Here is a 6,000-nt window from a genome sequence, read left to right as displayed (position 1 = left end):
ATCAGCTTTTACAGCCCTACTCAACTGTGCGGAGGTGGGACGACGAAATCGAATTCTAACCAATTACCGATTTCTGTCCCACTCTCTTTTTTCATTCTAACTCCCCTTGACCTCAATCTTGAGTCTGCTTTGACGACCATCCTCACGGCTGGCGCAAAGGTAAAAATTCAATTCTTGCTGACCTGTGAAAGCCAAGGTTGATAAGGTCAGCTCTTTGTTGCTCTCGCCCGAAGCAAAGCTCACATCCCAGATTTGATCCTCATAAGCCGTTCCGTGCGTTCCTGTGCCAGGCTCCGTAACCAGTCGAATCTGCTCCGCCTGCTCCAGCCCATCTAAACGACGTAGACTAATCTGAGTCAATTGCCCCCCGATTACTGTGTCCGCTGCTTGTGAAAGTACCAAACCAGAAGGTCTCTTCTCTTCCTCCATAATCGCTGGTGTCCTGTACACGCCCAGCTTACTCAACAGTGGCAAGGCTTGAAAATCCGTCAAAATCAAGCGCAAGTAACGAGCCTCGACCATTTCACCCAAAAGTAGACGCTTATGGCCAATCGTATGACCACGGGCAAAGACAGCCCAGTCATCCTCTTTCTTCACTTCTAGAATAAAACCTGCGATCCGTTGCCCTTTGGCAATCGGTTCTCTGATTTCTAGCAAATTAAAAGTGCAACTGCGACCGAGGTCAATCTCTAAGACATAGGAAGTTTCCTCCGCATTCGGAGCCCAGAAGGTCTCCCTTTGGCCGTCCGTCAGATTGCTTGCTGGATAGCCTGCCCTTTCACTGCTACTTGTGACTTCAGCTTCCGCAGCCAAGTCTTCATCGTAAAGGCCAGAAATCACCTGATGGAATTCCTGCAGGCGCTGGACATCAACTTCCGCCAACAAGCCCTCCTTGGTCGGAGGCACATTGAGCAAAAGCGGTGTCCCCCGCCCCACCGAAGCCAGATAAATATCCAGCAAATCCACTAAGGACTTGGGTTGCTGACTTTCATGATAAAACCAACCCGAACGCAGGGAAACATCTGCTTCTCCGACAGAATAGTGCGTACCTTCTGGATCGCCATGGCAAAGATAGACAGGCGGTGTCTGCTCACTTAGCTTTTCTGGCCGAATCTTCTGCCACAAGGGATCGCCAGCTCGACCACTTTCATTGCCAATCCAACGCAATTCAGTCGCCTCAGTTGAGAAAATGACAGCGTCCTTTTGATAGCGACGAATGGTTTCAAACCAAGCTTCAAAATCATAGGTAAGCTTTTGCGCACCTTCGCCACGCGCCCCATCCATCCAGATTTCTACAAATTTTCCTTTATTACCATAAAGCGGATTGCTCAAGATTTCTTCTAATTGCTGCTGATAATATTCATTGTAGGCTTTTTGAGTATCTACATGATAGAGCGGGCTGTGGGCATCCCAAGGCGAAAGATAAAGCCCCAAATCCATATCATACTGACTGGCTGAGCGGGAAATCTCAGCCAAGAGGTCACCCTGACCATCTCTCCACGGACTGGCAGCTACCGTGTAGTCTGTATAGCGGCTCGGATAAAGAACAAAGCCATCATGATGCTTGACCACGACAATAACCCGTTTAAAACCTGTTTCTTTCAGAACCCTGATCCACTGGTCTGTATCTAGTTTAGTCGGATTGAAACGCTTGGGATCTTCTTGACCATTTCCCCATTCCTGCTCGTAAAAAGTATTGATGCCAAAATGGATAAAAGCGGCCAATTCATCTCGATGATAAGCCAACTGAGCCGCCGAAGGCAAGGGACCAAAATCCGCAATCTCTTCCAATTTTTTCATATGTCCCGCTATTCCTCATTTCTTCCTAGTCAATCTCTTCTCTAGCTCCACTATAGCAAAAAAAGAGGACGCTAACAACGCCTCCTTTTTGACTTCCTAAAAAGCTACTCTTTCTTCTATAATTTGTGGAAGACTGAAAATCCTGACCTAGTCCTTGCAAATCCTTTTACTGATCTCTCAGAATTTCAAATTCCTTTGAGTGCCTTTAAGATCCCCTAGCATGATAATGTTGACAAAAAACTCAGTCAAGGACAATCAACGACTTAATGGTCTTGCGTTCATTCATATCTTTATAAGCTTGATCGATCTCTTCTAGATTATAGCTGGAAGTAAAGACGCGACCTGGATTGATATCGCCATCAAGAACTGCTTTCAATAAGAGTTGTTTGTCGTAGGTTGTGACAGAGGCTGCGCCACCCGCCACTGTGATGTTTTGTGCAAAGGTGGAACCAAGGGCACGATTATTATAGTGGGGAACACCAACAAAGCCTAATCGGCCGCCGTTGTGAAGGACTCCAAGCGCTTGGTCAACAGCTGCTTCTGTTCCGACACATTCGAGCGCAGCATCAGCTCCGCCACCGAGGATTTCGCGCACCTTGGCAATGCCTTCTTCTCCACGTTCAGCAACAACAGCTGTCGCTCCTGATTCAAACGCCATCTTTTGCCGGTCTTCATGACGGCTCATGAGGACGATTTGGGAAGCACCACGCATCTTAGCGGCGATAACAGCGCATTGCCCAACAGCGCCATCACCGATGACGACTACCTTGTCACCTGCTTTAACATCCGCCACACGCGCTGCATGGTAGCCTGTCGGCATGACATCAGCCAGCGACAAGAAGGACTTAAGCATCCCTTCTGAATAATCTGACGGCTGACCCGGAATTTTCACCAAAGCCCAGTTGGCATACTTGAAGCGCATATATTCTGCTTGCACCCCATCTGACCAGTTATTGCCAACATGCCGGTCACAAGTCCCGTCATATCCTGCCCGGCAAGCGTCACAGTCCCCACATCCATGGGTAAATGGAGCAATGACAAAATCGCCTGCTTTCACAGTCATTACTGCATCACCGACTTCCTCGACAATCCCGATCGCCTCGTGTCCACTGTTCATGTGCCCAGGTTTCACCTGCTCATTTCGATAACTCCAGAGGTCAGAGCCGCAGACACAGGTACGAACAATACGGATAATGGCATCATCTGGATCTAGAATTTGCGGATGAGCCATTTCTACTAGTCCAACTTGACCAGCCTTGAGATAAACTGCTGATTTCATTGCATTTCTCCTTGTGTTTTACTAACTATATTATATCACTTTTCAGATAGATAAACTAAAAAAAGCCAAAAGAGCTTTGGGGACATTTTCTTCTCCAGCAAGCGCTCAATCCCTACCTCATCGCTTTTTAAAAGTTGCTTTCTTAGTCCTCACTAGCTAAGGGCAGACTCCAGTAACAGCCGCTGAATCCATCAAAATGACCTCTAGCGTGACTCTGCTAGAGGTCTGATTCACCTTGCTGATATGGGAGCAATCAGTTTATTCCATTCGGAACTGACTAACAATGATTGTTGATTATTAAATTTTTAATTCCTTTAAGCGCTAATGATTTTCTTTTATCTTAGCATTAGAAATATTAATCACAAAGCAACTATCGGTTAACATCTCGAAGACTGAAAACCATCTAAAAGCTTCTACTTTCTATCCCACTGTCATAATCAGATAGGCTAAGCAGGCCTACCCAATGATCTAACCAATAGTCCAGTAAAGCAACGACTTATATGTTACAAATAAATATATCAGCAAAGCAAATCGAATGCGAAATTAAGTTTTTCCTTTCCCTATCTTTACTTATATTATACTCCTCTCCACAAAAGATTGCAAGCGTTTACAATAAAAATTAAAAGTTTTTGCATAATTTTATAACGAAAAAGAGCCGAAACTATCAGCTCTTCACCCTATTCAAACAAGCCATAGTAGTCCGCTATGGTCATCTTGGCTTTTTCTTCTTGCTTGAGGTCTTGGATGATCTGACCTTCCTTCATGACAATCAGACGGTTGCCGTATTTGAGAGCATCCTCCATGTGATGGGTAATCATGAGGGCTGTCAGCTGGTCTCTGCGGACAAAGTCGTCAGTCAACTCCATAAGGGCCACACTGGTCTTGGGATCCAGCGCTGCTGTATGCTCGTCCAAAAGAAGGAGTTCCGGACGCTTGAGAGTCGCCATGAGCAGACTCAAAGCCTGTCTCTGACCACCAGAGAGAAACTCAATCGGCGTATCCAGATGTTTTTCCAGACCATTGCCAATCTTATCAATGGTCTCCTGAAACTCCTGCCGATAGCTATTCAGCCGACGAGGGACTAGGCCACGGGATTCGCCACGAAACTTGGCAATCAGCAGGTTTTCCGCCACTGTCATCCGAGGAGCCGTTCCCATCTTGGGATCTTGAAAGACTCGCGACAGATATTTAGCTCTCTTTTCAGGTGAAAAGTTGGTCACATTTTCGCCCAAGATATAAATGCTACCGCTGCTCAGAGAGAGCGTGCCGGCAATCACATTAAAAAGAGTTGACTTCCCTGCTCCATTGCCGCCCAAAATTGTGATAAAATCATGCTCATGAATCTCCAGCGACACATCGTTTAGGATGACCTTTTCTTCATCAAAGCCGTTATTGACCCGCTTGCTGGCATTTTTTAATTCTACAATCGCTGTCATTTGCTTAACTTAGCTCCTTTAAAGAATGTATTTTTCAAGGTCGGAATCATGAGGCAGATCGCCAAGATAACCGCACTGTAGAGACGGAGATAGCTCGTGTTGAAGCCAAGAGCAATGACACCCCAAATCAGAAACTGGTAGGCAATGGCACCAACCACAATGGTAATCAGACGTTCAGCCAAGGTCAGGCCCCTAAAAAGGACTTCCCCGATAATCAGACTGGCCAATCCGACGACGATAACCCCAATCCCGCGGGACACATCTGCATAGCCCTCCTGCTGGGCAATCAGAGCACCAGACAAGGCAATGACGCCATTAGACAAGATCATGCCCATCAATTCCATGCGGCCAGTATTGATACCGAAACTACGCGCCATATCAGGATTGTCCCCGGTTGCGATGTAGGCCTGTCCCAGCTTGGTATCTAGGAAAAAGAGCAGAGCGACAATAACCAAACTGACAAAAATCAAGCCTGTCAGGAGATTATTGATTTCCCCAGAGAAGGGCAAAAAGTCCTGAATCTGTCGAGTTCCCAGCAAACCTAGGTTGGCCCGTCCCATGATCATGAGCATGATGGAATGACAAGAGGTCATGACCAAAATTCCTGACAGCAGGGTCGGAATCTTGCCCTTGGTATAGAGAAGCCCAGTCGCCAAACCTGCCAGACAGCCCGCCAACACCGCAGCTGCCGTTGCCAAGAAAGGGTTCACCCCCTTGGTAATCAAGGTGACAGCTACCGCCCCACCTAAAGGAAAGGAACCTTCCGTCGTCATATCTGGAAAATTCAAAATCCGAAAAGTCATGAAAATCCCCAAACCTAAAATGGCCCAGACCAGACCTTGTGAAATAATGGAAAGAATCATCTTATTGTCCTAACTAAATTAAAATCGTATTCTATTTTAACACAAAAAAGCAGCCAATTTCAATGCCGAAATACCGACAGATAAATTGACTTTCCTAGGTAATTACTGAACGACGGTCATTCGACCTGTAGCAACGTCATATACTGCTCCTGAGATCTCTACATCATCTGGGATTAGGGGTGATTGGCGAAGAAGCTCCACGTCTTCCCGCACACTTCCCTCCACATCTGTAAAAGGAAGGAAATCCTGACCGCTAACATCAACGCCCAGCTCTTGATTGAGAAAAGCAGCAAATTCTTCATTTTTGAAAGTCTGTGCACCGCAATCCGTATGGTGCAAGACTACAATTTCCCGCGTACCCATCTGCTGCTGAGAGATGACCAGCGAACGAATCATGTCCTCCGTCACCCGACCGCCAGCGTTGCGCAAGATATGAGCATCTCCCAGCGCCAAGCCCAGAGCCTGAGCCACGTGTAGCCTAGAGTCCATGCAGGTCACGATTGCCACCTTGGTCTTGGGCTTAATCGGCAGGTGGGAGGTTCCATGCAGGTCCACATAGGCTTGATTGGCCTTCATAAAATTTTCAAAATAGGACATTCTTTCCCCTTACTAGAATTTATTT

General features: G+C 46.7%; 5 protein-coding genes. All 5 read right to left on the bottom strand.

The annotated features are described in order from the left end of the window. Positions 1 to 96 precede the first annotated feature (96 nt). Positions 97 to 1,800, bottom strand: coding sequence for an alpha-L-fucosidase (locus A0765_RS01765; RefSeq protein ID WP_062004375.1), 1,704 nt, complete (start codon positions 1,798 to 1,800; stop codon positions 97 to 99). Positions 1,801 to 2,041: 241 nt separating this feature from the next. Continuing rightward, positions 2,042 to 3,079 (bottom strand): alcohol dehydrogenase catalytic domain-containing protein, encoded by a 1,038-nt coding sequence (locus tag A0765_RS01760; RefSeq protein WP_062004374.1) that lies wholly within the window; start codon positions 3,077 to 3,079, stop codon positions 2,042 to 2,044. A 677-nt stretch (positions 3,080 to 3,756) separates the two neighbouring features. Then, positions 3,757 to 4,515, bottom strand: a complete 759-nt coding sequence (locus A0765_RS01755; protein WP_005591610.1) for an ABC transporter ATP-binding protein — start codon at positions 4,513 to 4,515, stop codon at positions 3,757 to 3,759. Next, positions 4,512 to 5,378, bottom strand: coding sequence for an ABC transporter permease (locus A0765_RS01750; protein WP_062004373.1), 867 nt, complete (start codon positions 5,376 to 5,378; stop codon positions 4,512 to 4,514). Before A0765_RS01750 ends, A0765_RS01755 begins: the two co-directional genes overlap by 4 nt. 102 nt (positions 5,379 to 5,480) lie before the next feature. Next, on the bottom strand, positions 5,481 to 5,975 hold the full coding sequence (locus A0765_RS01745) for a beta-class carbonic anhydrase (RefSeq protein WP_062004372.1): 495 nt from the start codon (positions 5,973 to 5,975) through the stop codon (positions 5,481 to 5,483). Between the last annotated feature and the right edge of the window lie 25 nt (positions 5,976 to 6,000).

It is taken from the genome of Streptococcus cristatus (assembly GCF_001588905.1).
Lineage (GTDB): Bacteria > Bacillota > Bacilli > Lactobacillales > Streptococcaceae > Streptococcus > Streptococcus cristatus_N.
This window is presented reverse-complemented; position numbering and strand designations above follow the sequence as displayed.

Excerpts from the sequence above, each read along its gene's own strand:
- A0765_RS01765 (WP_062004375.1), bottom strand. The coding sequence starts at position 1,800 with ATGAAAAAATTGGAAGAGATTGCGGATTTTGGTCCCTTGCCTTCGGCG.
- A0765_RS01760 (WP_062004374.1), bottom strand. The coding sequence starts at position 3,079 with ATGAAATCAGCAGTTTATCTCAAGGCTGGTCAAGTTGGACTAGTAGAA.
- A0765_RS01755 (WP_005591610.1), bottom strand. The coding sequence starts at position 4,515 with ATGACAGCGATTGTAGAATTAAAAAATGCCAGCAAGCGGGTCAATAAC.
- A0765_RS01750 (WP_062004373.1), bottom strand. The coding sequence starts at position 5,378 with ATGATTCTTTCCATTATTTCACAAGGTCTGGTCTGGGCCATTTTAGGT.
- A0765_RS01745 (WP_062004372.1), bottom strand. The coding sequence starts at position 5,975 with ATGTCCTATTTTGAAAATTTTATGAAGGCCAATCAAGCCTATGTGGAC.